Origin of the sequence: Nocardia panacis (assembly GCF_003598715.1) — a bacterium.
Taxonomy (GTDB): Bacteria; Actinomycetota; Actinomycetes; order Mycobacteriales; family Mycobacteriaceae; genus Nocardia; species Nocardia panacis.
In genome coordinates this window covers 1-24,564 of sequence record NZ_QZFU01000005.1, presented here as the reverse complement: position 1 = coordinate 24,564, position 24,564 = coordinate 1, and the positions used below count along the sequence as shown (strand labels likewise).

Here is a 24,564-nt window from a genome sequence, read left to right as displayed (position 1 = left end):
GTTGGTGGTGGGTCCGCGCGTCGCCGCCGCGCGGAGCGGTCGAGTTCGGGCACGTCGGGGGAGTGTGCCGGGGAATTGCTCGCAGTGCCTGCGCGTTGTCACCGCTCGGTGCGCCCGGCTTCGCGCGCCCGAAAATCGGTTGGCCGCAGCGGGTGGGAATGCGACCCTGGAGTGTCCGACTCCGGTGCGATTGTCGCTGGTGTCGACGTAGACCGATGGCGTTCGCGGGGTCGCCTTTGGCCCGTGACGCCGAATGTTGCTCGCACACCACCCGGAATGAGGGAGAACCTTGTCACTGACACTGGATCTGCCGCCGGCCGATTCGGAGACGCACAGACCCGACCGGTCCGCCGCGGCGCCGCCGGGCCGCCTGACTTCGCTGCGCCGCTTCGGCCCGCATATGCGGGAATACCGGGCGACGATGATCACGGCCAGCCTGTTGGCGTTGATGGCCACGCTTACCTCGATCGTGCTGCCGGTATTCATCGCGCGCATCATCGACGGACCGATCGCCCGCCGCGACCTGGCGGGCGCGCTGGCGCCCGCACTGCTGGTGCTGGTGTTCGGCGTGCTCGAGGCGGCGGGCATCTGGGGGCGGCGCTGGCTGTTCGCGGGACCTGCCGCGAAGTTCGAGGTCACCATGCGGGCCAAGCTCTTCCGCAAGTTGCAGGCGCTGGCGATCGGGCGGCACGACGCCTGGGAGTCGGGGCAGTTGCTCTCGCGCGCGGTGGAGGATTTGGCGACGCTGCGGCGTTTCATCGCCTTCGCCGGACCGTTCCTGATCATCCACATGGTGATCATCCCGGTCGGCATCGTCGTGCTGTGGTCGCTGAATTGGGTGATGGGCCTGGCGTTCTCGGTGCTCGCGGTGCCGCTGGGCATCATGTGCGTGCGGTTCGAGCGCGACTACGCGGTGGCTTCGCGCCGCTCGCAGGACCTCTCGGGTGATCTGGCCACCGCCGCCGAGGAGTCGGCGCAGGGTGTGCGGGTGCTCAAGGCATTCGGTCGCGGTGTGTTCTTCGGCAGCCGGTGGACGGCGCTCTCGCGCGAGTTGCAGGGCAGCCAGATGGTGCAGGTGCGCCTGGACGCGAAACTGTGGGCTTCGCTGAACGGGTTGTCGCACTTGATGACCGCGTTCGCCCTAGGCTACGGCGGCTGGGCGGTGGTGCAGGGCTCCATGACGCTCGGCACCTTGGTCGCGTGTATCACCCTCGCGAAATTCCTGCAGTGGCCGATCATTTGGACCGGCTTCCTGCTCACCGAACTAACCGACTCCCGCACCGCCGCGGACCGCTACTGGGAGATCATCGACACTCCGGTCGATATCACCGATCCCGCGCAGCCGGTCACCCTGCCCGAGCGGATGACAGGCGAATTGCGCTTGGAGGGTGTGCGTTTCGCGTTCCCGAATCAATCGGGTGGGCGCGAGGTCGAGGTGCTGCGCGATATCTCGCTGACGGTGCGCCCCGGTGAGACGGTGGCGCTGGTCGGTGCGACGGGCAGCGGAAAGACGGCCCTGCTCAACCTGATTCCGCGCCTCTACGACGTCACGGGCGGCACGATCACCGTCGACGGTATCGATATCGCCGCCATCAGTCTGGCCGATCTGCGTGCCCTGGTGACGGTGGCGTTCGAGGATCCGGTGCTGTTCTCGGCCAGTGTGCGCGAGAATGTGGCGCTCGGCGATCCGTCGGCCACCGACGCGCAGGTGCGGCGGGCGCTCGAGGTGGCGCAGGCCGAGGAATTCGTCGACAACCTGCCATGGGGTCTGGACACCAGAATCGGTGAACAGGGTATGAGTCTGTCGGGTGGTCAGCGGCAGCGGTTGGCACTGGCGCGGGCGGTGCTCGGGCGCGGCGCGCGCGGCGGACGCATCGTGGTGCTCGACGATCCCCTCTCCGCGCTCGACGTGGTCACCGAGGAGAAGGTGCAGGCCCGCCTGCGCACCGTCCTGGCGGACGCGACGACCTTGCTGGTCGCGCATCGGCCGTCCACCGCCGCCCTGGCCGACAGGGTGGCCCTGCTCGCCGACGGCCGGATCGTCGCCGAGGGCACCCACGAACAGTTGCTGCACAGCAGCGCGGAATACCGGGAATTGATGGGAGGTGAGCCATGAGCACGGCGGTGCAGGAGAAATCGCCGCAGGAGCCCGCGCCGGAGCAGACCCGCCGCGACGAGGTCGCCGACTGGCGCGGTATCGGCAATGAGGACAACGCGGTCAGCGAGACCGGGAATCTGGTGCTGGCCAAGCGGTCCCGCCGACTGCTGCTGGACCTGGTGCGCCCGTATCGGGGGCTGGCGATCCTGGCGCTGGTCCTGATCATCGTGGACAACGCGGCGATCGTCTCCGCGCCACTGTTCGTGGCGCACGGACTCGACGCGGGCATCGCCGCGGGCAGAGCGGGAAATTGGGCGCCGCTCACCGCGACGGTGGCGGGTTACCTCAGCACCGTCGGATTGGGCGCCGCCACCACCTACCTGTTCCTGCGGGTCTCCGGAAAGCTCAGTCAGAGCGTGCTTTTCGATCTGCGGGTGCGTTCGTTCGCGCATACGCAGCGGCTGAGCGTGTCCTTCCACGAGAAGTACACCTCCGGCAAGGTGGTCACCCGGCTCACCGCCGATATCGAGACCCTGCAGGAGTTGCTGGAGGGCGCGCTCAACGAGGCGCTCACGGCGATCCTGTCGGTCGTCACCATCGCGGTGCTGCTCGTCGTCCTGGACCCGACGCTGGCCGCGATCGTGCTGGCCGGATTCGTGCCGCTGGTGCTGGTGACACGGTGGGCGCAGCGGCGGCAACGGGCGGGCTATCGCCGCACCAGGGGCGCGATCGCGAAGGTCGTCGTGCAGTTCGTGGAGTCCATGGGCGGTATCCGCGCGGTGCAGGCGTTCCGGCGCGAGGGCCGCAACCAGTCGGTGCTCGCCGCCGAGGACGCCGAATACGGGTCGGCCACCACGGCCGCCATGCGCGGCATGGGCGACTACGCGGGCCTGACCAGGCTGCTCGGCAATGTCACCACCACCATCATCCTGGTGGTCGGCGCGTGGCAGGTGATCGAGGGGCGGCTCGCGGTCGGCGTGCTCGCCGCCTACCTGCTGTACCTGAACGAGTTCTACGGTCCGCTGGACCAGTTGGCGCAGGTCTTCAACTCCTACCAGTCCGCTGCGGCGGCGCTGGAGAAGATCTCCGGTGTGCTCGAGGAAGAGCCGATGGTGCCCGAACCGGCGGCGCCGGTCTCGCTGGTCAAGGCGCGCGGCGTGGTGCGGATGGACAAGGTGTGGTTCGGTTATGCGGCCGACTCGACACCGGAGGAGCGTCCCGATGTCGTCGGATCCGCGGGCGCGGCAGGTATCGGATCTGCCGGCGCGGTAGTCACCGAGTCCGTGGGTGCGGCGGTTGTCGAGTTCGCGGAAGTCACCGAGTCCGTGGGTGCGGCAGCTGTTGAATCCGCCGGTGCGGCAAAGCAATCCAGCAGGTCGCGGGTGGTGCTCCCCGAGTTCACCCTCGATATCCCGGCGGGCCGGGTCCTCGCGCTGGTCGGCGCGACCGGTGCGGGCAAGTCGACCCTGGCCAAACTGCTGACCAGGTTCTACGACCCGTCCGGCGGCGCCGTCACCCTCGACGGTATCGATCTGCGCGCCCTGTCCGACGCGGATCTGCGCCGGAACGTGGTGATGGTGACGCAGGAGTCCTACCTGTTCTCCGGGTCGATCGCCGACAATATTCGGCTCGGTCGCCCCGAGGCCACCGACGAGGAGGTGCACGCCGCGGCCAAGGCGGTCGGTCTGTACGAGTTCGTCTCGGCGCTGCCGGACGGATTCGCCACCGATGTGCACAAGCGCGGCGGCAGGTTGTCGGCCGGCCAGCGACAGTTGGTCGCCTTCGCCAGGGTGTTCCTGGCCGATCCGGCCGTGATCGTGCTGGACGAGGCCACCTCGAGCCTGGATATCCCGAGCGAGCGACTGGTGCAGGAGGCGCTGGAAACGGTGCTGCGCGACCGTACGGCGGTCATCATCGCGCACCGGCTGTCCACCGTCGCCATTGCCGACCGGGTGCTGGTGCTGGAGGCGGGCCGGATCGTGGAGGACGGCACACCCGCCGAGCTGATAGCGGGCACCGGGCAGTTCGCCAGTCTGCACGCGGCCTGGCGGGAGTCGCTGGTGTGATGCGGTCCGGATGCTCGCGTCGCTTACGGTAGATAGGTGACCAACGCAGCACCCTCCGACCCGGCGGAACCGGTCATCGCGCCATCGCGGTGGCCCGCGGTTCTCACCTGGCGCGCGCACGACGCCACCCGGATGGAGTCGGTGCGGGTGACGCTCAATGGCAATCGCATTCGCGCCGCGGGCCGGATCGTCGGCGGGGAGACCGCCGAGCATCCGGCCTTCAGCGCCTCCTACGACCTGGTCACCGACGAGAGCGGCGCGACCAAGCGATTATCGCTGCGCAGCACCACGGCCAGTGCGGGCGAGCGGCACGCCTCGATCGCACGGGACGAGGAGAACTACTGGCTGGTGGACGCGGGCGGCACCCACCTTCGCTCCACCTTCGCAGGCGCCCTGGATGTCGACGTGGTGCTGAGCCCGTTCTTCAATACGCTCCCGATTCGTCGACTGAGCCTGCATCACGCGGTCGAGGATGTGCTCGTTCCCGTCGTCTACGTACGTCTGCCCGACCTGATCGTCGGCGAGGCCAATCTGACCTACAGCAGCGCCGCCGACGGCATCAGTGTCCTGTCCCCGGTATCCAGCGCGACCGTCACCGTCGATTCCGACGGATTCCTGCTCGACTATCCGGGTCTCGCCGAACGTATTTGAATTCGGGTGCCTTTCGCGGCCGATTTGTCGAGCGGTGGCCGCTTTCCGAGCCGGGCGGGTGATTCGTCGAAATCAATCGATTCGGGTGATGACGCCGCCGCGCCTGCCCGCGTCGTGCAATTGTTCGAGCCAATTGTGGTCGCCGGGGCGGATATTCGTGATTTCCCAGCGTTCCACCGTTTCGTAGTCGGTGCGTCCGTCGTGGCCCGCGTCGACCAGCAGGCCCAGCGAACCCCGTGCGCGCAGGTCGTCGCGGGCCGCGCCGAGCAGTGTCAATGCTTCTTCCAGCACCTCGAGCAGCGCCGCCGCGTTCGGCTCGCAGATGGCGCGCACCAGGTCCGGGGCGGTGGCGGCCACCCGCGTGCCATCGCGGAAAGAACCCGCCGCCAACCCCAGGGCCAGTTCGCCGCCTGCCGCGCCGACCGCCGCCAGTGCCTCGGCCAGCACATGCGGCAGATGCGAGATCCGGGCCACCGCGCGATCGTGTTCGGCGGCCAGCACCGGGACCACCACCGACCCGCAGTCGAGCGCCAGTCGCACCACCCGCCGCCACGGCCGCGGATGCGTGCCCGCGTCGACGCCGACCGCCCACGTCGCATTGTGGAACAGTGCGGAGTTGCCTGCCGCCCAGCCGGATTCATTCGTCCCGGCCATCGGATGCCCACCGACGTAGCGGGCGGCCAAGCCATGTTTGCGCACCAGTTCGGCCACCGGACCCTTTACGCTCACCACATCCGTCAACGCGCAGTGCGGTGCGAACGTGGCGATGTCCTCGAGCAGGTGGTCGACGGCGGGCATCGGCATCGCCACCACGATCAGCGCGTCGGCCTCGGCGGCGCGGCGCAGCACGGCGGGCAGATCCGCGCTCACATCGAATCCTTCGGCCTGGGCGGCCGTGCCGGAACGGTTGTAACCCCAGGCCGGGTAACCCGCGGAAACCGCCGCACGCAGCAGTGATCCGCCGATCAAACCCGCGCCGAGCACACACACCGGAGTTCTGGTCTCAGAAGTCACCGGATCAGATTCCCATACGAGTTCAACATTTGAGCTTGAGCAGACTACCGTTGCGGCCATGGCAGCACAGCGCTCGGGCACGAACAGGGCGGCGTCGGAAGATTACGACGACGTGGAAGGGTTCGCAGTAGCGGTTGTCCGCGAGGAAGGCACATGGCGATGCACCCCGCTCAGTCAGGCCGCGCTCACCGATCTTTCCGTCGCGGAAAATGAACTCAAGGCATTGCGCAGTTCCGGCGCGGTATTCGGACTGCTCGACATCGACGACGAATTCTTCATCGTGCTACGGCCCGCGCCGAGCGGCACCCGACTCCTGGTCTCCGACGCCACCGCGGCGATCGATTACGACATCGCCGCCGACGTACTGGAGGCATTGAATGTCGATATTCCCGATATCGACCCCGACGAACTCGACGATGTCGAGCCGTGGGAGGAGGGCGACCTCGGCGTCCTCGCCGACCTGGGCCTGCCCGAATCGGTGCTCAGCGTCATCCTCGCCGAAACCGACCTGTATCCCGACGAGCAACTCGGCATGATCGCCCAGCGGCTCGGCTTCGCCAACGAATTCTCCGCGGTGCTGGACAAACTCCCCCGCTGAGGTGACACTCTCCGATCCGGAAATGGTGCGCGCCGCGCTCGCCGCCGCGCGCACCGCCGACCCCCGCGACGTCCCCGTCGGCGCGGTCGTATTCGATTCCGCCGGAAGAGAACTCGCACGCGCCGCGAACGCCCGCGAAGCCACCGGCGACCCCACCGCACACGCCGAAGTCTTGGCCCTGCGCCGCGCCGCCGTCGTCCACGGCGACGGTTGGCGACTCGAAGGCTGCACCCTCGCCGTCACCCTCGAACCGTGCACCATGTGCGCGGGAGCCCTCATCGCGGCCCGCGTCGGCCGCCTCGTCTTCGGCGCGTGGGAACCCAAAACCGGTGCCGTCGGCTCCCTCTGGGACGTAGTCCGTGACCGCCGTCTCAACCACCGCCCCGAAGTGCGCGGCGGCATCCTCGAGGCCGATTGCGCCGCCCTCCTCGACGCCTTCTTCCACCCCCACCGCTAGCCCCCCTCAGGTGCTTCGCCACCCCCTCTTCCAGCCGATTTAATGATCCGCCCGCCGTCCGGTATCGTTGTCGGCGGTGGCGTGTCCGAGCGGCCTAAGGAGCACGCCTCGAAAGCGTGTGAGGGGTAACCCCCCTCCGAGGGTTCAAATCCCTCCGCCACCGCTTATGCCCCTCGCCTGCTTGTGCAGGTGAGGGGCTTTTTGCTTCTCCGCAGAACGCACGATCGGGCTTCGTGCCCACATTTTGCCCACATTCGGCCGGACCGTACGCCGCATCCATCGCGCTCGCGAGCCTGTCCAAGTCCTCATCGAACAAATCCGAGTAGGTATTCAGAGTCTCCTTCGCGTCTTTGTGGCCGAGCAGCCGGGCGAGCGCGAGCACGTTCGCCCCGGCGGACACCGCCAACGACGCGCAGGTGTGGCGTAGGTCGTGCGGCGTGATCGGCTGGACCTCAGCGCGTTTGACGGCACCAGTGAACCAGCCGTCAACGGTCTTCGGGCGCGGCAGGTACTTAGTCGCGTCGTCCGGATGCGGGAACACCAGCGCATCGGGAGCGCGCCCTTTGATGTGCGCCGCTAGCTCGGTGAGGACGAACCGCGGAACGGGAACGCTGCGAATCTCTTTGCCCTTGGTCGGTCCCTCGGCGTGATCGACGCCGAGTTGTACGGCATTGTCGGCTACCGTGAGTCGACCCCGGACGATATCGACATCGCGGACTCGCAGGGCGATCAGCTCGCCCCAGCGTGGGCCGCAGTACGCCAGCATGAGCACCAAGAGCCGATGCCGCCCAGCCTCTTTGGCGAGGTGCGTCACGTCGCCAGCGTTGAGGTAGACGTGCCGCTTCTTCGTCTTCGTCGGCAGCACCTTTGAGACGGTCTTGCCGCGCGCCAGGTTCTTCGGCAGGAGCTTCTTGGTCTCCACCGCCATATCGAGGATGCTCGCGAGGACACCGAATGCGCGAATGACCGTGGTTGCTCCGGCGTTGATGTCCGGCTTGCCTTTGGCCTCGGCGCGTTCCTGTGCGGCCAAGCGCATGTCAATGATCCAGTCCCGCACCGCATCTTGCGTCACGTTGCCAATGCGGACTTCACCCCACCGCGGCTCGACATGCGTGCGCCATGCGGAGTCGAGCGTTCGATAGTTGGACGGCGCGACGCTCGCCCGCTTCTCCTTCAGCCAGTCGGAAGCGAGTTCGGCGACCGTCACGCGGCCCAGCGACGGCGCGACGTAATCGCCAGTCATCTTCTTGACCTCGACCGTGTTCGCGAATTGCTCGGCATCGCGCTTGACCTTGAATCCGCGCTTGTCGGTCTGTTTGCCGTCCGGCTTGCGGTAGCGCACCCGAAATAGCGTGTGCCCCTTCTTGCGACACTCCTCGATGTCCGGGCCGCAGACCCTCTTGCACACGGTTGTGGGGTAGGGCTCAATCGTTGCCATCGGCGGCAGCCTCCCGCGCTCGTCTGGCTTCCTTGGCGCGTGCCTTCTCGCCCGGGGTGCGCAGGGCATCGTCCTTGGATTGTTTCCTGAGGAATTCGACCAGCGCGGCGTCAATCAGCTCCCGGGCTTCGTCCCTGGTGATGAGCGCTGATGGACCCATGCCGATTTCAATTTCGCTGGCCGCAAACAGTGGCATCGCGCGATAGGCGAACTCGGTTGGTGATCCGTATTCCGTTCCAGGCAAAGGCTTTTGGGCTGAAAGCCACTGCCATACCTCACGGCCCGTAGGTCCGACAGCGACGCCTGTCGGCGGGTTGGTCAACGGCGCATCGGGATCGCCCGTGGCGTCGGGCATCAACAGCGTGACCGGCGCGACGTCGAGCGCCGCTGCCAAGGCTGTCAGGTCGTCTGTGTCGATTCGGCGTTCCCCCTTCTCAATTCGGGATAGGCCGAGCACGGGGATCGGTCGGCCGACGGCCTCCAGTCGCCGTGACAGCTCCGCGTACCCCAGATTGAGCCGCTCTCGATGGGCTTTCACGTTCTGTCGTGCAGTTTCGCCTGTAGACCCGAGGGGGTTCTTCTTCGGCCCTGACGGCTTCTGCTCCTGGTTCTCTGCCATGACGAGCAGTGTGTCACATCAAAATGATGTGAACAACGATCAGCTTGACTCTGATTCGATCTCTGTGCATTCTGTTGCGTAGTGCTATCGAAATGATGCGCTAAGCCATCGAATCGATTTGGAGCTCTGATGAAGCGAACCACAGTCGCCGTCGTGCCTGTCCCGCCCGAGCCTCGCCTGACCCCTGAGCAGCTTGAGGAACGCTGGCCGGGCATCACCCGTCAGCGACTGGCGCAATGGCGCTACCTGCGCGTCGGCCCCGACTACATCAAGGTCGGCAAGTCGGTGTTCTATCCGCTGTCCAGCGTCCTCGACTACGAGCAGCGGAACACGGTCACTTGCGGAGGTGCTGCCTAATGCCGCTCACTCCTGACCCCCATGAAGTCGGCCCGGGAGCGGGTGCAACCGCTCACCGGGCCATCGGAAACCCTCACCAAAGCGAAGTGGAGCAGTTCCCTATGGACACGGTAGCAACCGCCCTGACCAGCGCGGAAGCCGCAGCGGTTGACTGGTCGGACGCCGCGCCGAAATGCTCGCACCGCCGTTGCGAGCGCACCGCCGATTACTACGTGGACCAGCACGGTTGCCGTGATTTCTTCGTGTGCGAGCTACACCTACGCCGGGAGCGATACCGCGTCGCGGAGATGATCGCGAAAACGAAATCGGGACGCGTTGTCTGCGTGGATTGCAAGCGACCGGCGCGGACGTGGTCCGAAGGGCTTCACACGGTGTCGCTGTCGGGAGGTGCGGCATGACGAGCAACGAGATTGCCGTGCGCGGTTCCGATGCCTATCTCGGCCGCATCCTGGCGCGCTCGGTTGCGGATCGAATCGGCCGCGGCCGGGGAGGGCGTGCGACCGCCCCGACGCTCGGGCGACCGATCGATTCACCGGCCGATGTACGAGAGGTTTTCCGTACTCACACGGGACACGATTACGTCGCGACGCCCGTTTCTGAATGGTCCTCTGCGGGTGAGGTTCTCACGGCCCGGTACCGGGAGGAGGCCGAGTTGCTGGCGCTGCGGTTGGTGGAGCTGGCCGCGGAAGTACCCGACCCGCTGGAGTTGTACGTGGTCTGGCAGACGATCGGCCGGCGCATGCGCGAACTGGACGCCGAGCTGCGCAAGAGCCTCGGTGAGATGCCCGCGGAACGCCCGAGCCAATTCCGAATTCGAGGAGGAGAGGCCGCATGAACGCACGCCCGGACAACAACGACATCCCCGACCGCATCATGATCCTCGGTGAGGATGGCGCGCCGAAATCCGTTGTGGATGTGGCCAGGATGCAGGCCGACGCGACGCGGCTCATGTACCAGATGGCTGCTGCCGCAAGCGATAACGCCGAGTTGGACCGTATCGGCACCGAATGGGCCGCCGCCTTGGACCCCGACTATTTCGGGTATGTGGCGGCCGGTGCGCTGTCGCTGCTGGTGCGGAACATCCTCGCGCCATTGCTGGAAGTGCTCGACGCGACCGCGCCCGGTCACGACTTCCGGCGCACGCTCGCCGAGTCCCGCGACCACGCCGAGGCCACCCTGGGCGGTGGTGGCCAGTGACCCACTGCGAGGTGAAACCCGCTGTGGCCGAGGATGCTTACCTTCTCGACGAGGCCGGAGAAGGTCAGGGGGAGGCTGGGCCGTCCAGCGTCGATGTGATCGAGGAGTTCTGGGCCTCCCGAAAGGTTCTGACCCACGTGCGGGAGTTCGCTCGCGCACGGCGGGCCGGACCGTGGGGTGTACTGGGCGTCATCCTGGCGCGCACAGTCGCCGCGGTACCGCCCACGGTGACCCTGCCGCCGGTCGTGGGTGGACGAATGTCGCTCAACCTGTTCACTGCCTTGGTCGGGCCGTCCGGTGGCGGCAAGGGAGCATGTGAGGGATCCGCTCGGGATGCGGTGGTGTGCAGCTACGACCCGCACGGGCTCACTATGGTCGATATCGAGGAGTTCCCGCTCGGGTCGGGCGAAGGCATCGCCCGCACATTTCGGCCAGCGGGGATCGATGACCAGGAGCTGAATTCCCGCGACCGCGCCATCTTCGGCGCACCCGAGATCGACACCGTTGCCGCCCTGTTCAGCCGTAGCGGCTCCACGCTCGAGGGCGAGTTGCGCAAGCTGTACTCGGGTGAGCAGATTGGTTTCAACAATGCTCGCAAGGAGACTCGGACCGTTGTCGCGGGCCACAGCTACCGCGCGTGCTTCGTCGTCGGTGTGCAGCCGTTGCGCGCGCAAGCCTTGCTCGGCGGCGCGGACGGTGGCACTCCGCAACGGTTCTTGTGGATGCCGGTCACGGACCCGGATGCCCCCGACACCGCCCCCACCGAGCCCGCGCAATGGGTGGTGCGGATGCCCCGGCCGAATTGGAAACCAGGAGACCTTGTCATTCCCGACGAGGCCCGGGAAGCGATCGACACGGCCCGGTTGGTCCGGCTGCGCGGCCGCGACGGCGAACCGGATGCGCTCGACGGGCACGCGCTTCTGACACGGGTGAAGGTGGCCGCCGCCTTGATGGCCTTGGACGGGCGGACCGAGGTCAGCGAGGAGGACTGGTATCTGGCCGGAGTCGTGATGGCGATGTCCAACCACACACGCGCCCGCGTCCAGGCCGCCTCCCGGGAGCAGGTCCGCCGCGCGAATCATGCCCGCGCCCTGGCCAGTGCCGAGCGCGACGAGGTCATCGGCGACCGCAAGTTTCAGCGCGCCTGTGACCGCATCCTCTACTGGCTGGACAAGGGATCTCTCCCGCGCTCGGAGTTGCACCGAAAGTTGAAGGTGGACATCCGCGACAACTTCGGTCCAGCTATCGCCGAGCTGATGGAACGCGGCGACGTGGTCGAGTTGGAAACGGACGGGAAAACCGTCTACGCCCGAAAACAGGGACACGAGGGACACGACACCGAAAAACCCATGTCTAGCAGCGATAACAAGTGTGTCCCCGAGGGACACGGAGGCGGGACACGGGACACGACGGCGGTGGCGGTGCAGGGACACGTGTCCTTGCACAGTGTCCCTACTGAAACGCCTGTGACCAGCACAGAGGGCGGTGTGTCCCGCGTGTCCCGTGTCCCTGGCCCTGTTCACGGCGCAGCGGTCGAGCGTGCACGCGGAAAAGCAATCCAGCTACTTTCCGCACACGACGAAATGAGCGCACGAGAGATGCGCCGCAACCTCTCCCGAGAGACCAGGCCGGGGCTTGCCGCGGCCCTCGAATCTCTTGCGACTGAGGGCATGATCGCGACCCGCCCGGAAGGTGACAGGACCCTGTACCGCCTCGCCTCTGGAAGCGGCGCGGCATGACCCACGACCCCATCACCCCGGACCGCGAACGTCGCCTGGACGCGATCACGTGGCCGAGGCTGGAGAAGCGGTGGTGTGAATGCACCGAGGCAGAGATAGAGCAGGTGCTCGCCGAACTGAATCGCGAGACCGCCGAGTCGCGCGCTCGCACCGCCGCCGCGGAAATCCGCATCGCGGCGATGCAAGCGCGGATCGATCAGGGCGAGGCCCACATTCGCGATGGCCTGGAGCGGCTGGAGCGCTGGGCGAACGGCACGCGGCCATGACTACCCACCACGGTAAGGAGACGAACACACCCATGGAACTCATCACCAGCCCCGCGTCCGGCAAGCCGTTCGCTCCGCCGATGCCCCGCGCTCGCGGCCACATCTGGCCCACCCATCGGCACAAGGCGAAAGCGAAGCGGGCCGCCGGATACCAGCGCCGCCGCGAAGCACGCCGCGCCCGGCCGGAGGAGCGGACGCCATGACCGCCGAGCCGTCAGCGCCATCCGTGGTCATTTTGACCACGGATCACCCGGCCGTCGGCCTCAGCCTCAAGGAGCTGCGCGACTGCCGGTTTGCCGTCGCCGAGCAACTGCACTACCGCCGCCGCATCGGCGCACCCATCCCCGCCTGGCTGCGCCGACTACATGACCGCCTCGACGCCGAGCTACGCGCCCGCATGTCCGCTGACGGACCGGAACCCGAAGCGGCTCAGCAAGACTCGGAAATGATCGGTACCCCCGAGGCCGCAACCATCCTCGAATGCACTGCACGCCACGTCCGCCGCCTGGCCGCCGATCTCGACGGCCAGCGGATCGGACGCGAGTGGATCTTCCACCGGGGCACCGTCACCGAATACGCCCGAGCCCGGAAGGAACACCCACCATGGCCGCAGACCCGAGCATCCTGACCGACGCGGTAAGCGCCTACGTCGCCAGCATGGACGACAAGGAATTCGCCAGCTTCACCGCCGCAGTGCGCGAACCGGATTCCGCACCCGACGGCAACGCGTCTGGTTCCGCACCTGCCCCGCAGCCGTCACGGCAGGCCGCATCGCAGCAGGCCCAGGAACAACTGGCCAAGCGATTCGGCAACCGGAACGGGGCCAGCAAGTGAGCGCGCCCCTGCTGCCGCAGTTCGTTGCGCCGCCGCTGCCCGCGCAGCACCGCAACCGCGAGCTACGCGCCGTCGTCGAAACTCTGCCCGGATACCTCGAGGCCGAAGCCGTTGCCCAGCAAGCCAATCGGCAACGGGCACAGCTCGAGCCAGCTCGGCCGCACCTGGCCGACACCGATGAGCAGATCATCGCCGCGGGAGTCATCCCCGACGACTACGCCGCCCGGGTTCGTGACACCGCGACCGCGACCATTGCCCACGATGCCGCGGTCGCCGCGCTGCACGATCTCCACAAGCGCGCCACCGAGAAATGCGCCGCGCTCATCACCGGGGCCGTAGACGATATCCTCGCCGCGCTGCACACGCGGCTACAGCGTGTCGTGGCCGACGCCACCAAGGCAGTGGGCACCCTCGACGGCGTGACCGATGTCGAGATCGCTGTGCGCATCGGTGGAGACACCGCGAAAGCGTGGGCCGCCCTCGCCAATGGCTGGGACACGCACCAGCGGCTACGCGCCGCGCAGAACGCCGTCATGGCCAGCTACGACCGCGACGCGATCAACTCCGCTCGCCCCGCGTGGTCGGCCGACCCGATCGCCAGCGATCTCTACCTGTCCAACCTCGATCAGGTGTGGCCCACGTGGCGGACGCCGATCAGCGTCGATACCGGATTCGGTGCAGCCGAAGGTGATACCGCGCCTTGGCCCGAGCCCGGTCCGGCGCTGCTGCTGTGGGCGATTACCCACGGGGCGCAGCTGTGGATACCGACACGGCCGCGGCTGCAACGGCTCTGGGCCGACCGCGCCACCGGTCGCAGCGAGACCCCCGCAGCCGAGCGCGACCACCGCCGACCGATCCAGCCGACCACACCGCCGCGGTTCGATCCGTTCGGCGCCCGAGTCCGATAGGAGCTGTACCCATGTCCACACCGATACCACGCTCCACGATCCAGGGACCGTTGATGAGCGAGTTCATCACCGCCCTACAGGAATACCTCGACTCGCTCGCCCAGCCCGGACCGAACTCGACCGCAGCCCAGATCACATTCCTGAACAAGGTCCGCGACGGCTCCGCGTTCAACCACTGACCAGCCGGGGTCCGGCCCAGCCCGGACCCCAGGGCGGGGGAGCCCTCCCGCCGGGGCCACGGAACAGCGGGACGCTCTGCAGATTCCGACGGCTGCACGCATCCCGCACACTTCGCCCTGACGGACCGCTCACCGACGATCGAGAGGAAATCCGATGCGCCACAGCCCCGCCGCCCGCAAGCTGCTGGCGGCCCTGAATGCCGAGCTAGACGCCGTGGGCGCTCGCCTCGGCCAACCGATCGAGTGGACTGAGCGCGAGCGCACCGTGCTGGAGCTGATCGCGTCCAATATCGACCGGAAAACGGCCCTGGACGCACAGTTTTCGGGCACCGAGGACACGAAACTACGTCTGAAGCTGTCCGCGGAGCTGCGCTTGCTTGAGGCTGCCCTGGCGCGGTTGCTGAAACAGGTCGAGCCCGAGCCCCCGGCCCTGTCTCAGCGCTCGCTGAAGGCTCAGCGGGCCGCCCGCGCCCGCTGGGATAGGCCCAGTGCCTAGGCTCGTTGCCGCTCGCGGCAATACACGGCCTGGTCTGTACGAATGGGCGTGCGCGGAGATCCGCTCCGTGCACGCCCGGCCGGACCCGCGTGGGCACAGCGAGGGCGGCTGGCTTTCCGAGCAGCTGCGCAACGCCCGCCATGGCCAACCCGTGACCCTCCCTGCCTGGATGCTCGACGGCCACACCGCACGGGCCGACCGAGTGGTCGGGGCCATCCCGCAGGACCGTGCGCTGCGGGCCGCCGCTTACGCGGTCGGGCCTGACGATTCAATTCTGCCGGCGGTCTGAGTCCGGCCGGATGCGCTTGCGTTCGCGTAGTCCGTAGCAGTCAGACGGTTCGCTGCGATCTTGTTGGTATGCACGCTCCCATATTCATCGGAGGAGGACTCGAATGTTCGAAGGAGCACATGCTCGGGTTCGGCGCGCGGCTGAACATCGAGATGCGATTGCCAAAGTGTGGAGCGCCTATATCGACGCCGAGCCGAGGCGACTCAGCTTCGATGAGGAAGACGAGGGAAGCTACCTCGTCACGGTGATCACCGGCGATCCGATACCAGTCGAGGTCAGCATTCTATTCAGCGAATGGCTGCACAACCTCCGTGCCGCGCTTGACAACTCGCTCTATTTTGCCGCGGCCATCGAATCGGGGCACAATCCGCCTCCGCATGCGAGCGCTCTACAGTTCCCGATCGCGACATCGGCGGGCGACTTCAGTAAGCAGCGCAACAGGATTCGCGACCTCAGCCAAGCAACTCAAGATGACATTGAGAGTATTCAGCCCTACAACGCCCAGCCGGACCACTTGTCCAACATCCTCTACTGGGTGCACGAGCTCGCACGTCTCGACCGTCATCGACACCACCACTTGTTCGGCTCACGGGTGGTTTGGATGAGCGGTGTCGCTGATCGGGGAACCGTTTCGCCACTCATCGACAACAACGACGATTTCTACATTGACGACGGCCTCATCGTCGCGCGTATTCAGCTTGAGCCGCCGTATTCCGACACTGAACCTGACCACCGCGTCCGATTCGATATGACGTGTGAGCTGGACATTCCGGAGTGGCGCGGGCGCGCAAGCTCTCCAATGAACCGAGTCACGCTCGCCGACCGGATGCAGCGGGTAGAGGACTTCGTCGCACACCACGTGGTGTACCTGGAAGAGACTTCGCCTACAAGGACGTGAGATCACGACCCTGCTTCGCGTCGTCAGATCTTGACGTTCGCCCACTTGGCGAAATGGGCGAGTTTGTCTGTGCCGCGCCGCACGTAGGCGAGCACCGAAAGGTCTCGCGTGCCTAGCGAGTCAGCTGAAGAGCGGTGCGCGTCGGCCCGCTCAGCAACTGGAGCCAGCGGCCGGCGGTTGCCCGTCCTCGTCCTCGATCCGCCGGCGGATTGCCTGCACCGTGCGATCTTTCGGAATGCGCTCGGGCCAGAGGATCACCGCCAGCACGACACCCAGGGGCAGGCCGAACACGACCACCCACCCGAGCGTTATCCATCCTTCGTTCATTGAATTTCGTTGTCCTTTACCCAGGTTGGCTCCACGTCGACCACTGCCAGGGACGCCGCCGCAATCGCCGACAGAGCATCGGCGTGGAGTTCGGCGTATTCGTCAGGGTTGACCGGCCATCCGTCCGGCCCGACCGCCGACCACGTGCCATCCGCGTGCTGGAGATAGCACGGCTCGTCGTCGTCCTGCGCCAGTGCCAGCTTGCGGAGGTCTTCGTCGTTACGTCGTGCGGGTACGTCCATCACCGGCCCCCTTCGGTTGGATTGGTGGGCACCCGCCGCTGAGGAGACCGGGAGGGGTTGCGGTCGCGTCCCAGCGGCGGGGTTGTGCTGAGCTTCGTCGTGATGTGGTGGTGACTGAAGGCGGTTAGTGTTCACAGGTGTTCGCAGAATCGGATGTGACCGGCCCTCTGCTCCGTGAGCTGCGCGTTGTCGCCGGTATCGGCCTGCGCAAGATGGCCGCGCGAACCCACTTCAGCCCCAGCTACCTGTCCCAGATCGAGAACGAAAAACGTCCTGTGCCAATCGATGTCGTTCGGGCCTATCGCGAGGTGCTCGGGAACGATCCGGTATTGGACGTGGACCGACTGGCCGCCGCCATCTCCGAACCCGCATCGGTGGGTAGCTCCGCGACTGAGGACCTTGCGGTGATCCTCGAGCGGACTCGTCACCTGGAGGACCAGGTGGGCGCGGTGCTGGTGACTCCGGCCATTCGTGGAATCGATACTGTGGCAAGAGCTTTGGTTCCAGCGGGAGGGGCTGCGATGGCGTCGGAGGTGGCCTGTTATCGAGGCTGGCTCGAACACGTCGGCGGGCACTACACCCTGGCGGACAAGGCACTCACCGACGCCGCCAAGCTCGGTGAGGCATCCGGCGACGGATCACTGTTCGAGCACGCCCTGTCGTTCCTGGCCTACACCGCGTGGCACCGGGGCGACCTGGCGCGCGCTCTCGACGTGACCGACGCAGCCATCCATGTACCGGGGGCGCATCCAGTGTTGCCTGCCTATGACCGGTACCAGCAGGCCGAGTTACTTGCGGCCGAAGGTGACGCACACCGCGCGGTTCGGGCGCTGCACAAAGCGGATCGCGCTGCCGAGTTGACGGACGGGCTCGAGCCGCCCCGGCACGGCTACTGGTACGTGGAAGGGTTCTGGGGTGTGCAACGGGGTGTGGTGTTGGCGCTACTCGGTCGCCAGGCCGAAGCGGTGCGGGAAGCTTCAGCAGGGGTTGCCGTGCTGCCTGCCGAGTTCCAGCGCGCGGAATGGCTCGAGATCATGCTCCATCGGATCGACCCCGAATGGAGCTGAGGCACGGATTCTTCAGAAGAATCCGTGCCCACATTTTGCCCACAATCGACCGAGAATCACCCAGATTCAGCGTGAACTACAACTATGTGATTTCGCAGGTAGGGCCATGTTCGACCCCCTGACCATGATCGCTAGAAGAGTTCAAATCCCTCCGCCACCGCCAGTGCCCCTTGCCTGTTCTTGCAGGTGAGGGGTTATTTCTTTAATCAAGCAGCGGCTTGATTGGGCTCCGTGACAAGATTTTGACAAGTGCAGCTACCAGCGCTTGTCGCGGCGGAACCTTCGCCGCCGGAATACTTCTCGTCCATCGCTGCCGCTACCCGGTCCAAGTCGTCGTCGAACGTCCGCGTAAGTGTTCAGTGTCTCCTTGGCGCCCTTGTGGCCGAGTAGCCGGGCCAGGGCAAGGACGTTCGCGCCAGCCGATACGGCCAGCGAGGCGCAGGTGTGGCGGAGATCGTGCGGGGTGATCGGCTGCACCTTCGACCAATTCACGGCACCTGCGAACCAGTCGTCCTCTGACTTCGGGCGCGGGAGGTATTTCTCCGGGTCGTCCGGGAGCGGGAACACCAGCGCGTGCTGGTGCTTGCCCTGCACATGCTCTTTCAGCTGTTTGAGGATGAACTGCGGCACAGGAACCGGGCGGATTTCCTTGTCCTTCGTTTCCTCCTCCGCGTGGTCGAAGCCCAACCGTACGGCATTGTCGGCCACCGTGATCCGTGCGCACCGGAAGTCGATATCGCGTACCCGGAGCGCGACCATCTCGCCCCATCGTGGGCCGCAGTACCCGAGCATGAGCACCAAGAGTCGATGCTTCCCTGATTCTTTGGCGAGTCGCGTCAGGTCCGCCGACGTGAGGTAGACGTGGCGCTTCTTTTTCTCGTCCGGCAGGTTCTCGACACCACGCGCCTGATTCTTCGGTAGTCGCTGGCCTTCACTGCCGCATCGAGAATTCCAGCCAGAACACCGTGTGCCCGGATGATGGTTTGCGCCATCGGAGACCTTGCGGCCCCTTGGCCGACGTGGCCCCGGGCTCGGGTGGCAGACTTGCCGCGCTGGGGACGCTGCCGGAAACCTGGACTGCCGCGACCGGTGGCGGTGGATGCATCTGTGGTTCCGCTGCGCGGGCAGGATGCGCGGTCAGTTTGCCGCCGCGGACGGTATCGACATCAAGACCCACACCGAAAGCCCCGTCACCTCAGACATGTTGCTGAGGGACGGGGCTTCCCGGTGCTTCAGGTTGAAGGCCCGGATTAGGTATCCATGGTGGAGTTCTCGAACAGGAGCGTTGGTTCGGCAAGGATGTCTCGTCCGGTTTCGCTCTTGTAGACCTCATCCACGCTGCCGAATCGGGCTGTGGCGTAGTCGAGGTCCAAGCGTTCGGCGGCCAGGCGCACCGCGGTTTCGCTCGGGCCTTCGATTTCGAGGAACGGCGGCAGCCCAGGCCAGGTGTCGAGGTCGAACACCACGTCGGCGAATTGCCACTCCTCGCGGTAGTTCTCTTGATATCTGACTTGGCGCAGGCCGAGCTTGGCGAGGATTTCAGCCATGGCAGGCAGGTCGCCGACAGTTGTTTCGATTTCGGTGGTGCCGTCGATGGTGGTGGCGTCGGTGACGTGCTTCAGTGTCAGTGTGGAGCGTGTTCCCTCGTTACGGAGGCGAATCCATGCGCCGCGAGCCAGTGAGTCATTCTCGAATATCTTGCGGGTCAACAGGGTTTGCGGGAACGTCCGGGTAGCGCCGAGGTCGGTCAGTTTCGCCCGCAGGGCATCGACGTCCACCGACAGGAATTTCGCTTCGTACTCATGCTTCATCGCTGTTGTGTGCGCCTTTCGACTGGTTGTTCGGGTGTCTCGTGGCGACGAGCAACCCCATGCAGTGGGTGTGGTCGTGCAGTTGCCCCATATGGGCACGCTCGACGAACGTGCCGGTCTGCAATGTCAGCAGCACGTTCCAGGCGCGTGCGAACTGGAGGGCAAGCCGGTCGGGTGTGGTGTAGTGCTCGATGACGTCTTGGCGAGGCTCTACCGCCATCATGAACTCCGCGCCGAACAGTCCACCTGGGGGGACGAGTTGTTGCATCCGGCCGACGAATTCGTTGAGCGGACGTCGGTGGTTGGCGCTGTAGTGCCAGGAACAGCTTGTCCAGACCGCATCCGCGGTGAGGTCGGCCGGTTCGATGTCGAGGAAGTCCGCGCACACGATGCGAACACGGTCGTAAAGTTCGGCTTCCTTCAGCCGCTTGACCAAGCCGGGTGCGTAGGTGATGCCCGATATCGGAAGCAGCACCTCGCCGCCGTTGAGCGCGAGCGGGTCCTTTTCGAGTGCGAGAACGCGATATCCGGCCGCAGCCAGCGGCAGGACGAACTTGCCGTCGCTGGCACCGACTACGGCCACGGTCGCGCCCGGTCGGCATTCCTCATGTAGGGCGCGCATGAATTGCGGGAAGAACGTCAAGGTCCGTTCCCAGAGGCTAGCGGTAGGCATGGTCGGCTCCGATCGCGTCCAGGTCCAGGATCGCTCGTACAACCTGTTCCGGTGGGAGTCCGCTGGTTTCGATCTGGTGGACGGGGAACTGTAGGTATGCGTCGGCAAGGCGGTCGGCGTTCTGTTCTCCGATCGTGTCCCATCGGGTGGTCGGCTTTGCCCGCGCAGCCATGCGCTTCCGTCGCTCGTGTGGTTCGCAGACCAGTTGGTACATGATGGGCTCAGGCAGATTGCGGGGCAGGATCACATCGACATCCGCTCCGTAGACGCGGTGGGTGGTCAGGCAGCGGGCGAAGTAGCTTTCGACTACGACGGGTATTCCGGCATCGAGGTAGCGGCGGATCTGGTCGACGGCGGTGAAGAGTGCGGACAGGAAGAAACACATTCGCGCATCGACGTTTTCGTAGCCGTCCAGCTCGCGCCGAAGCGGTTGGTAGCACGGCGGAACAGTCGGCACGAGTACTGCTTGACGGGCTTCGGCAAGTAGGGGCGCGACCGTCGATTTGCCGGTTCCGGGTAAGCCCTCGATGCTCTCGAAAAGGTGTCGTCTACGCATGGCTGTACACCACATCCGGAATGCCAAGCATCACTTCATCATTCGAGGACGGTAGATGCACGATGCAGTCCGCGTCCTTGTCGTACCAAAAGGCGTGCGAGTCCTTGCCGACCGCCTTACACGACATCGTGAGCGCACCGCGCGGATCCGACTCGATTCGGTCGATTTCGTGGCGCGCGCTCGGTGCGGCACATGCCCGAGCGCCATCCTCGGACAGGTCTTCGTCCAGCACCACATCGATCCCAAGAGCGGTGCGCTGCAACTGATCACGCATCACCGAGTAGTCGGCAGGGTCGGTCACCAGCATTTCAGGGCGAAGGGCTGCATTGCCGACTGGCCGCAACTGGTGCAGCTTGAGCTGTGAGACCCCGAGCGTTTCCAGGGTGCGTGCCAGGTCGGCCACTTCGCCGATGTTGTACCGGTTCACGGTCAGCGTCGCGCCGATCTGGATGCCCAAATTGCGTGCAAGCGTGATGGATTCGAGAGCTGCGGCGTAGCTTCCCGCGCGGCGAATGAGATCGTTGGTGTTGCCGATCCCTTCCAGAGAAATACGCAGCAGGTCAACGCACGGCGCGATTTCGCGCAAGCGCGGGCCGATGCGGTAGCCGTTGGTGCATATCTCCACGGCCAGGCCGAGGGTGCACTTCGCGTAGCGGACAACATGAGCCAGGTCCTTGTAGACGAACGGCTCGCCGCCGAGCAGCGTCACTGCCTCGGTGCCGTGCTGCCGTTGCATGAGCCGCATGAGATTGCGCGCCTGTTCGGCGGTGAAGGCGTCGGCATGCTTCAGCCGCTCGCCGTGGAAGCAATGGCCGCAGTTGAAGTTGCAGCGGTACAGCAGCTGTAGGTACAGCATCCGAATTCTGCGAATGCCGGTGACTGCTTCAATCACGTTGGCCCCCTTGGGTTTCGTGGGTGGGATGTCATCGTGTCGGGGAGCGCTGGGACCGCGTAACCGCGTATGGGACAGTGCGATAGACGTCCCGGGACGTTTTCGGCGTCCTGCGGCGATGTCCTTGCTGATGGCCGATACGTCGGTTTCCATAGAGTCTGTGAACGTCCGGCTTCAGAGCGTGCTGTTCCAGCGGGGCATCAGGCCCGAGTCGCTGGCCGAGGTGTGCCAGGTCGATCCGAAGACGGTCGGGCGGTGGCTCGGTGGTCGGGTGCCACACCCGAAGCACCGCCATCGCGTCGCCCATCACCTCCGCGTGGAAGAGGAATTCCTATGGCCGCCCGCCCCGGAGATGCCGCCTGTACCGAAGAATGTCGAACTGGTTGCCACCTATCCGAACCGCGCCGAAGTGCCCCGCGAGGTTTGGCTTTCGCTGCTTCGCGATTCGGTCGAGCAGATCGACGTACTCGTGTTCTCCGGGACGTTCTTCGTGCAGTCGAATCCGCAAGTGGTGAAGATGCTTGCCGAGCGGGCCGCACAGGGCACGCGGGTTCGTCTGTGCTTCGGTAACCCGAATGGAGAGGCCGTTGCCGCTCGTGGTCGAGAGGAAGGAATAGGCGATACCTTGTCGGCGAAAATCCGCGCCTCGCTGACCTACTACCGACCGCTGCTGTCCGAGGATCGATGCGAAGTCCGGCTGCACGATACGACGCTCTACAACTCGCTATTCCGCTACGACGAAAACCTGATGGTAAATCCCCACATCTGGGGCCAACCAGCCAGCGCCAACCCGATATTCCAGCTCAGACGTGTGGACGACTCCGGATGGTTCGACAACTACACCGAGAGCTTCGATGCCATCTGGGCCGACGCTCAGCACTGGATACCCTGAAGAAAGGTTGATCATGGGAAGGATCGAGTACTACTACGACCCGAAGGCACCTGAACCCAATTCGCTCGTGGTGGCTTGCAATCTGCTCGTGACCGATGAGTCCGGCGCGATTCTGCTGCAACGTCGCCGCGATACGGGACAGTGGGCGCTGCCGGGCGGTGCGATGGACATGGGTGAGACAGCCGGGGAATGCGCTGTCCGAGAGTGCCTGGAGGAGACCGGGATAACCGCAGAGATCACCGGATTCCTTGGCGTGTACAGCAATCCTAATCACATCGTCGCCTACACCGATGGCGAAATTCGTCAGCAGTACGAGAACTGCTACATCGGACGGCCGGTCGGCGGGAAACCAACCATCAACGAGGAAGCCGATGGCGTGACGTTCGTTCGCTCCGAAGACCTGGACAAGTACGATATCCACCCGAGCATGCGCCAGCAGATCGGTGACTACCTGTCCGGGAACTATCCCTACCTCGGTTGAGCTGCCGTCGCCTGCTCGACACGGGCGGTCGCAGCGAGGATTTCCGGCTTGGCTCGCTGAATGAAACGGCCTACCAACGTATTCGGGCCGTACCGAGTCACGATTTCGGCTATGCGGTCCGCTGGCGTTGTCGGTGTCCCGTCCGGTGTTGTCGTCATGTCGCAGTAGGTCAGGGCATCGACCAACAGTGGGTCATCGAGAATCGGAAACTCCGCCTCCAACTGTTCGCGTAGGCCGCGCTCGTCGGCTTCCAGAGGTGCGAACGTATGGTTGGCGACCAGCCGGACAAGCCGCTCGTCGGCATGATGCATATCCCGCAGGAATCGGGCACCATCCAACGGATGAAAGCCGGTCACAGCCAGCGTCGGGGCGTAGCCGACATCGTGCAGGATCGCCGATTCAACGAGTAGTTCGCGGTCGCAATTCAGTTGCGCCACAAGCTGAATCGCGGTGTGGGCTACCCCTTGAGAATGTGCCCAACGCTTGGGAAGTGATGTCTCCAACTCGCTCCCGGCGAGACGCCATGCCCAAGAAGATTCGAGGTCGGCCATCACCCAACGCTACTGGTCTCCTGTCTAGGCTGGCTGTGATTCGGCTTGCTGAGCGTCCCGGATGGAGGAGCGACTGTGTACGAGTTCTGCGAACTCGTCCTCGTCCCACCGGATCCCGCCTACGATAATGGCGTCCGTAGTGCATGAGGGGGAGTGATGACCGAGCCAGTGCGAGAAAAGGCTGTAGATCCGGAATTCGGCGGCAGGCGTTGGCGTCGGTATGTGGCTGCATTCGATCGTGTGCAGCACTGCGTGGAAGAGGGCTATCACCTTGAGGCAATTGCAGTTTTGGACTCATTGATCAGCGATCGGCTGACTAGTCGTCTGACTCATCTCGATAAGAAGGAGTTGGACCAAAAGAAACCACCGACGGTTGGTCAGGCATGTGCAAGTCTCATCGGTGGAAAGCGAGGCCCTGGTGTGGAGAACAACCCGGAGATTCGTGCCGTCGTAATTGAGCTCAGCGCTTGGGCGGACCGGCGGAACGAGGCAATGCATGCCATGGCGAAGATACTCCACAATGCTGATCCGGATACGGGGTTCGACGATCTCCTGCGGTCTCAACGTCAGACGGCGCAGGACGGCATTTCGCTGTTGCAGGCATTCGATCGTCTCGATACTCGTGAGCGATGGAGGAGCGGTATTAGGCCGGGAACTTGGCCAAATGCCTTCTTTCCGGCTGGGCGAAAGGGCCGCGCGCTTGAAACCCGGTGATGTGGTGCACGTCTCGTCGAATTGTCGAGTGGCCTAGGTCGTGTCTCCCAATAGTTTCAGCCATTCAACGGCCAGGGCCATGACGATTCCGGCGCGGTAGGTCGAGGCGAGTTTGTCGTAACGGGTTGCGACACCGCGCCAGTGTTTCGCCTTGTTGAAAGCGCGTTCCACGACGTTGCGGCCCTTATAGGCGACCGGATCGAACCGCGGTGGTCGCCCACCGGCGCGGCCCCGTCGTTTCCGGTTGGCGATCT

General features: G+C 65.3%; 33 protein-coding genes, 1 tRNA gene and 1 pseudogene. 23 read left to right on the top strand and 12 right to left on the bottom strand.

What is annotated here, in order from left to right; all coding sequences use genetic code 11:
• Positions 1 to 289: 289 nt before the first annotated feature.
• The 3 genes from D5S18_RS00385 to D5S18_RS00375 are packed head-to-tail and all read left to right on the top strand — an operon-like array spanning position 290 to position 4,815.
• Entirely contained in the window at positions 290 to 2,116 is a 1,827-nt protein-coding gene (locus D5S18_RS00385) for an ABC transporter ATP-binding protein (protein WP_345789696.1), read from the top strand.
• Positions 2,113 to 4,164, top strand: coding sequence for an ABC transporter ATP-binding protein (locus D5S18_RS00380; protein WP_120036772.1), 2,052 nt, complete (start codon positions 2,113 to 2,115; stop codon positions 4,162 to 4,164). Before D5S18_RS00385 ends, D5S18_RS00380 begins: the two co-directional genes overlap by 4 nt.
• Positions 4,165 to 4,200: 36 nt before the next feature.
• A complete protein-coding gene (locus D5S18_RS00375) occupies positions 4,201 to 4,815 on the top strand; it encodes a putative glycolipid-binding domain-containing protein (protein WP_439651059.1) in 615 nt (204 codons plus the stop codon).
• 72 nt (positions 4,816 to 4,887) lie between these two features.
• On the opposite strand, the gene D5S18_RS00370 is transcribed toward D5S18_RS00375, so the two are convergent.
• Positions 4,888 to 5,829 carry a prephenate dehydrogenase gene (locus D5S18_RS00370; RefSeq protein ID WP_239003437.1) on the bottom strand — a complete coding sequence of 314 codons (942 nt, stop codon included), beginning with the start codon at positions 5,827 to 5,829 and terminating at the stop codon, positions 4,888 to 4,890.
• A gap of 58 nt (positions 5,830 to 5,887) precedes the next feature.
• On the opposite strand from D5S18_RS00370, the gene D5S18_RS00365 reads away from it, so the two are divergent.
• From D5S18_RS00365 to D5S18_RS00355, 3 genes are all read left to right on the top strand, one after another.
• A complete protein-coding gene (locus tag D5S18_RS00365) occupies positions 5,888 to 6,427 on the top strand; it encodes a tRNA adenosine deaminase-associated protein (RefSeq protein WP_120036769.1) in 540 nt (179 codons plus the stop codon).
• A 22-nt stretch (positions 6,428 to 6,449) separates the two neighbouring features.
• Positions 6,450 to 6,884 (top strand): nucleoside deaminase, encoded by a 435-nt coding sequence (locus tag D5S18_RS00360; RefSeq protein WP_120036792.1) that lies wholly within the window; start codon positions 6,450 to 6,452, stop codon positions 6,882 to 6,884.
• Positions 6,885 to 6,959: 75 nt separating this feature from the next.
• Positions 6,960 to 7,047: transfer RNA gene (locus tag D5S18_RS00355), tRNA-Ser, on the top strand.
• A gap of 204 nt (positions 7,048 to 7,251) precedes the next feature.
• On the opposite strand, the pseudogene D5S18_RS36535 reads toward D5S18_RS00355, so the two are convergent.
• Both D5S18_RS36535 and D5S18_RS35195 read right to left on the bottom strand, forming a co-directional pair.
• Positions 7,252 to 7,650 (bottom strand): annotated as a pseudogene (locus tag D5S18_RS36535) (tyrosine-type recombinase/integrase); the annotation flags it as partial.
• 658 nt (positions 7,651 to 8,308) lie between these two features.
• The gene (locus D5S18_RS35195) at positions 8,309 to 8,941 is read right to left on the bottom strand and encodes a helix-turn-helix domain-containing protein (protein ID WP_203236519.1); all 633 of its coding nucleotides are present in this window, start codon (positions 8,939 to 8,941) and stop codon (positions 8,309 to 8,311) included.
• A 129-nt stretch (positions 8,942 to 9,070) separates the two neighbouring features.
• Here D5S18_RS35195 and D5S18_RS00340 point away from each other — a divergent pair, with 129 nt between their 5' ends.
• The 13 genes from D5S18_RS00340 (at position 9,071) to D5S18_RS00285 (ending at position 16,104) form a co-directional block, all read left to right on the top strand.
• The gene (locus D5S18_RS00340; protein WP_120036767.1) at positions 9,071 to 9,298 is read left to right on the top strand and encodes a DNA-binding protein; all 228 of its coding nucleotides are present in this window, start codon (positions 9,071 to 9,073) and stop codon (positions 9,296 to 9,298) included.
• Positions 9,299 to 9,692: 394 nt separating this feature from the next.
• The gene (locus D5S18_RS00330; protein WP_120036763.1) at positions 9,693 to 10,133 is read left to right on the top strand and encodes a hypothetical protein; all 441 of its coding nucleotides are present in this window, start codon (positions 9,693 to 9,695) and stop codon (positions 10,131 to 10,133) included.
• The gene (locus D5S18_RS00325) at positions 10,130 to 10,495 is read left to right on the top strand and encodes a hypothetical protein (protein ID WP_120036761.1); all 366 of its coding nucleotides are present in this window, start codon (positions 10,130 to 10,132) and stop codon (positions 10,493 to 10,495) included. The genes D5S18_RS00330 and D5S18_RS00325 overlap by 4 nt, the downstream gene beginning before the upstream one ends.
• A 23-nt stretch (positions 10,496 to 10,518) precedes the next feature.
• The gene (locus D5S18_RS00320) at positions 10,519 to 12,234 is read left to right on the top strand and encodes a helix-turn-helix transcriptional regulator (RefSeq protein ID WP_203236518.1); all 1,716 of its coding nucleotides are present in this window, start codon (positions 10,519 to 10,521) and stop codon (positions 12,232 to 12,234) included.
• Positions 12,231 to 12,500, top strand: a complete 270-nt coding sequence (locus tag D5S18_RS00315) for a hypothetical protein (protein WP_120036759.1) — start codon at positions 12,231 to 12,233, stop codon at positions 12,498 to 12,500. The genes D5S18_RS00320 and D5S18_RS00315 overlap by 4 nt, the downstream gene beginning before the upstream one ends.
• A 32-nt stretch (positions 12,501 to 12,532) precedes the next feature.
• Positions 12,533 to 12,703, top strand: coding sequence for a hypothetical protein (locus tag D5S18_RS34690; protein WP_158607762.1), 171 nt, complete (start codon positions 12,533 to 12,535; stop codon positions 12,701 to 12,703).
• The gene (locus D5S18_RS00310; RefSeq protein WP_120036757.1) at positions 12,700 to 13,128 is read left to right on the top strand and encodes a helix-turn-helix domain-containing protein; all 429 of its coding nucleotides are present in this window, start codon (positions 12,700 to 12,702) and stop codon (positions 13,126 to 13,128) included. Before D5S18_RS34690 ends, D5S18_RS00310 begins: the two co-directional genes overlap by 4 nt.
• Positions 13,104 to 13,334 carry a hypothetical protein gene (locus tag D5S18_RS00305; protein WP_120036755.1) on the top strand — a complete coding sequence of 77 codons (231 nt, stop codon included), beginning with the start codon at positions 13,104 to 13,106 and terminating at the stop codon, positions 13,332 to 13,334. Before D5S18_RS00310 ends, D5S18_RS00305 begins: the two co-directional genes overlap by 25 nt.
• Entirely contained in the window at positions 13,331 to 14,242 is a 912-nt protein-coding gene (locus D5S18_RS00300; RefSeq protein ID WP_120036753.1) for a hypothetical protein, read from the top strand. Before D5S18_RS00305 ends, D5S18_RS00300 begins: the two co-directional genes overlap by 4 nt.
• 11 nt (positions 14,243 to 14,253) lie before the next feature.
• On the top strand, positions 14,254 to 14,421 hold the full coding sequence (locus D5S18_RS34685) for a hypothetical protein (RefSeq protein ID WP_158607761.1): 168 nt from the start codon (positions 14,254 to 14,256) through the stop codon (positions 14,419 to 14,421).
• A 154-nt stretch (positions 14,422 to 14,575) separates the two neighbouring features.
• Positions 14,576 to 14,917 carry a hypothetical protein gene (locus tag D5S18_RS00295; protein WP_120036751.1) on the top strand — a complete coding sequence of 114 codons (342 nt, stop codon included), beginning with the start codon at positions 14,576 to 14,578 and terminating at the stop codon, positions 14,915 to 14,917.
• Positions 14,910 to 15,206 carry a hypothetical protein gene (locus D5S18_RS34680; protein WP_158607760.1) on the top strand — a complete coding sequence of 99 codons (297 nt, stop codon included), beginning with the start codon at positions 14,910 to 14,912 and terminating at the stop codon, positions 15,204 to 15,206. Before D5S18_RS00295 ends, D5S18_RS34680 begins: the two co-directional genes overlap by 8 nt.
• 103 nt (positions 15,207 to 15,309) lie before the next feature.
• On the top strand, positions 15,310 to 16,104 hold the full coding sequence (locus D5S18_RS00285; protein ID WP_147403779.1) for a hypothetical protein: 795 nt from the start codon (positions 15,310 to 15,312) through the stop codon (positions 16,102 to 16,104).
• A 150-nt stretch (positions 16,105 to 16,254) separates the two neighbouring features.
• Here D5S18_RS00285 and D5S18_RS34675 read toward each other — a convergent pair whose 3' ends face one another.
• Positions 16,255 to 16,431, bottom strand: a complete 177-nt coding sequence (locus D5S18_RS34675) for a hypothetical protein (RefSeq protein WP_158607759.1) — start codon at positions 16,429 to 16,431, stop codon at positions 16,255 to 16,257.
• A complete protein-coding gene (locus D5S18_RS00280; protein ID WP_120036745.1) occupies positions 16,428 to 16,673 on the bottom strand; it encodes a hypothetical protein in 246 nt (81 codons plus the stop codon). The genes D5S18_RS34675 and D5S18_RS00280 overlap by 4 nt, the downstream gene beginning before the upstream one ends.
• A gap of 137 nt (positions 16,674 to 16,810) precedes the next feature.
• On the opposite strand from D5S18_RS00280, the gene D5S18_RS00275 reads away from it, so the two are divergent.
• On the top strand, positions 16,811 to 17,740 hold the full coding sequence (locus D5S18_RS00275) for a helix-turn-helix domain-containing protein (protein WP_239003436.1): 930 nt from the start codon (positions 16,811 to 16,813) through the stop codon (positions 17,738 to 17,740).
• A 255-nt stretch (positions 17,741 to 17,995) separates the two neighbouring features.
• On the opposite strand, the gene D5S18_RS00270 is transcribed toward D5S18_RS00275, so the two are convergent.
• The 5 genes from D5S18_RS00270 to D5S18_RS00250 form a co-directional block, all read right to left on the bottom strand.
• On the bottom strand, positions 17,996 to 18,532 hold the full coding sequence (locus D5S18_RS00270; protein WP_239003440.1) for a site-specific integrase: 537 nt from the start codon (positions 18,530 to 18,532) through the stop codon (positions 17,996 to 17,998).
• 458 nt (positions 18,533 to 18,990) lie between these two features.
• A complete protein-coding gene (locus D5S18_RS00265) occupies positions 18,991 to 19,551 on the bottom strand; it encodes a class IV adenylate cyclase (protein WP_120036743.1) in 561 nt (186 codons plus the stop codon).
• A complete protein-coding gene (locus D5S18_RS00260; protein ID WP_203236517.1) occupies positions 19,541 to 20,194 on the bottom strand; it encodes a class I SAM-dependent methyltransferase in 654 nt (217 codons plus the stop codon). Before D5S18_RS00260 ends, D5S18_RS00265 begins: the two co-directional genes overlap by 11 nt.
• Before the next feature lie 16 nt (positions 20,195 to 20,210).
• Entirely contained in the window at positions 20,211 to 20,681 is a 471-nt protein-coding gene (locus tag D5S18_RS00255) for a hypothetical protein (RefSeq protein WP_345789695.1), read from the bottom strand.
• Positions 20,682 to 20,772: 91 nt separating this feature from the next.
• The gene (locus tag D5S18_RS00250) at positions 20,773 to 21,672 is read right to left on the bottom strand and encodes a radical SAM protein (protein ID WP_120036737.1); all 900 of its coding nucleotides are present in this window, start codon (positions 21,670 to 21,672) and stop codon (positions 20,773 to 20,775) included.
• A 118-nt stretch (positions 21,673 to 21,790) separates the two neighbouring features.
• Here D5S18_RS00250 and D5S18_RS00245 point away from each other — a divergent pair, with 118 nt between their 5' ends.
• Positions 21,791 to 22,564, top strand: a complete 774-nt coding sequence (locus D5S18_RS00245; protein WP_203236516.1) for a DUF5919 domain-containing protein — start codon at positions 21,791 to 21,793, stop codon at positions 22,562 to 22,564.
• 13 nt (positions 22,565 to 22,577) lie between these two features.
• Complete coding sequence (locus tag D5S18_RS00240) at positions 22,578 to 23,045, top strand: NUDIX hydrolase (protein WP_120036733.1); 468 nt, start codon at positions 22,578 to 22,580, stop codon at positions 23,043 to 23,045.
• Here D5S18_RS00240 and D5S18_RS00235 read toward each other — a convergent pair.
• On the bottom strand, positions 23,033 to 23,596 hold the full coding sequence (locus tag D5S18_RS00235) for an HD domain-containing protein (RefSeq protein WP_120036731.1): 564 nt from the start codon (positions 23,594 to 23,596) through the stop codon (positions 23,033 to 23,035). The two genes, D5S18_RS00240 and D5S18_RS00235, sit on opposite strands and share 13 nt — an antisense overlap.
• Positions 23,597 to 23,752: 156 nt before the next feature.
• On the opposite strand from D5S18_RS00235, the gene D5S18_RS34290 reads away from it, so the two are divergent.
• On the top strand, positions 23,753 to 24,310 hold the full coding sequence (locus tag D5S18_RS34290) for a hypothetical protein (protein WP_147403778.1): 558 nt from the start codon (positions 23,753 to 23,755) through the stop codon (positions 24,308 to 24,310).
• Between the two features lie 33 nt (positions 24,311 to 24,343).
• Here the strand turns inward: D5S18_RS34290 and D5S18_RS00225 are convergent.
• Positions 24,344 to 24,564, bottom strand: a 221-nt coding sequence (locus D5S18_RS00225; RefSeq protein ID WP_158607758.1) for a transposase, incomplete at its 5' end; no start/stop codon positions are given.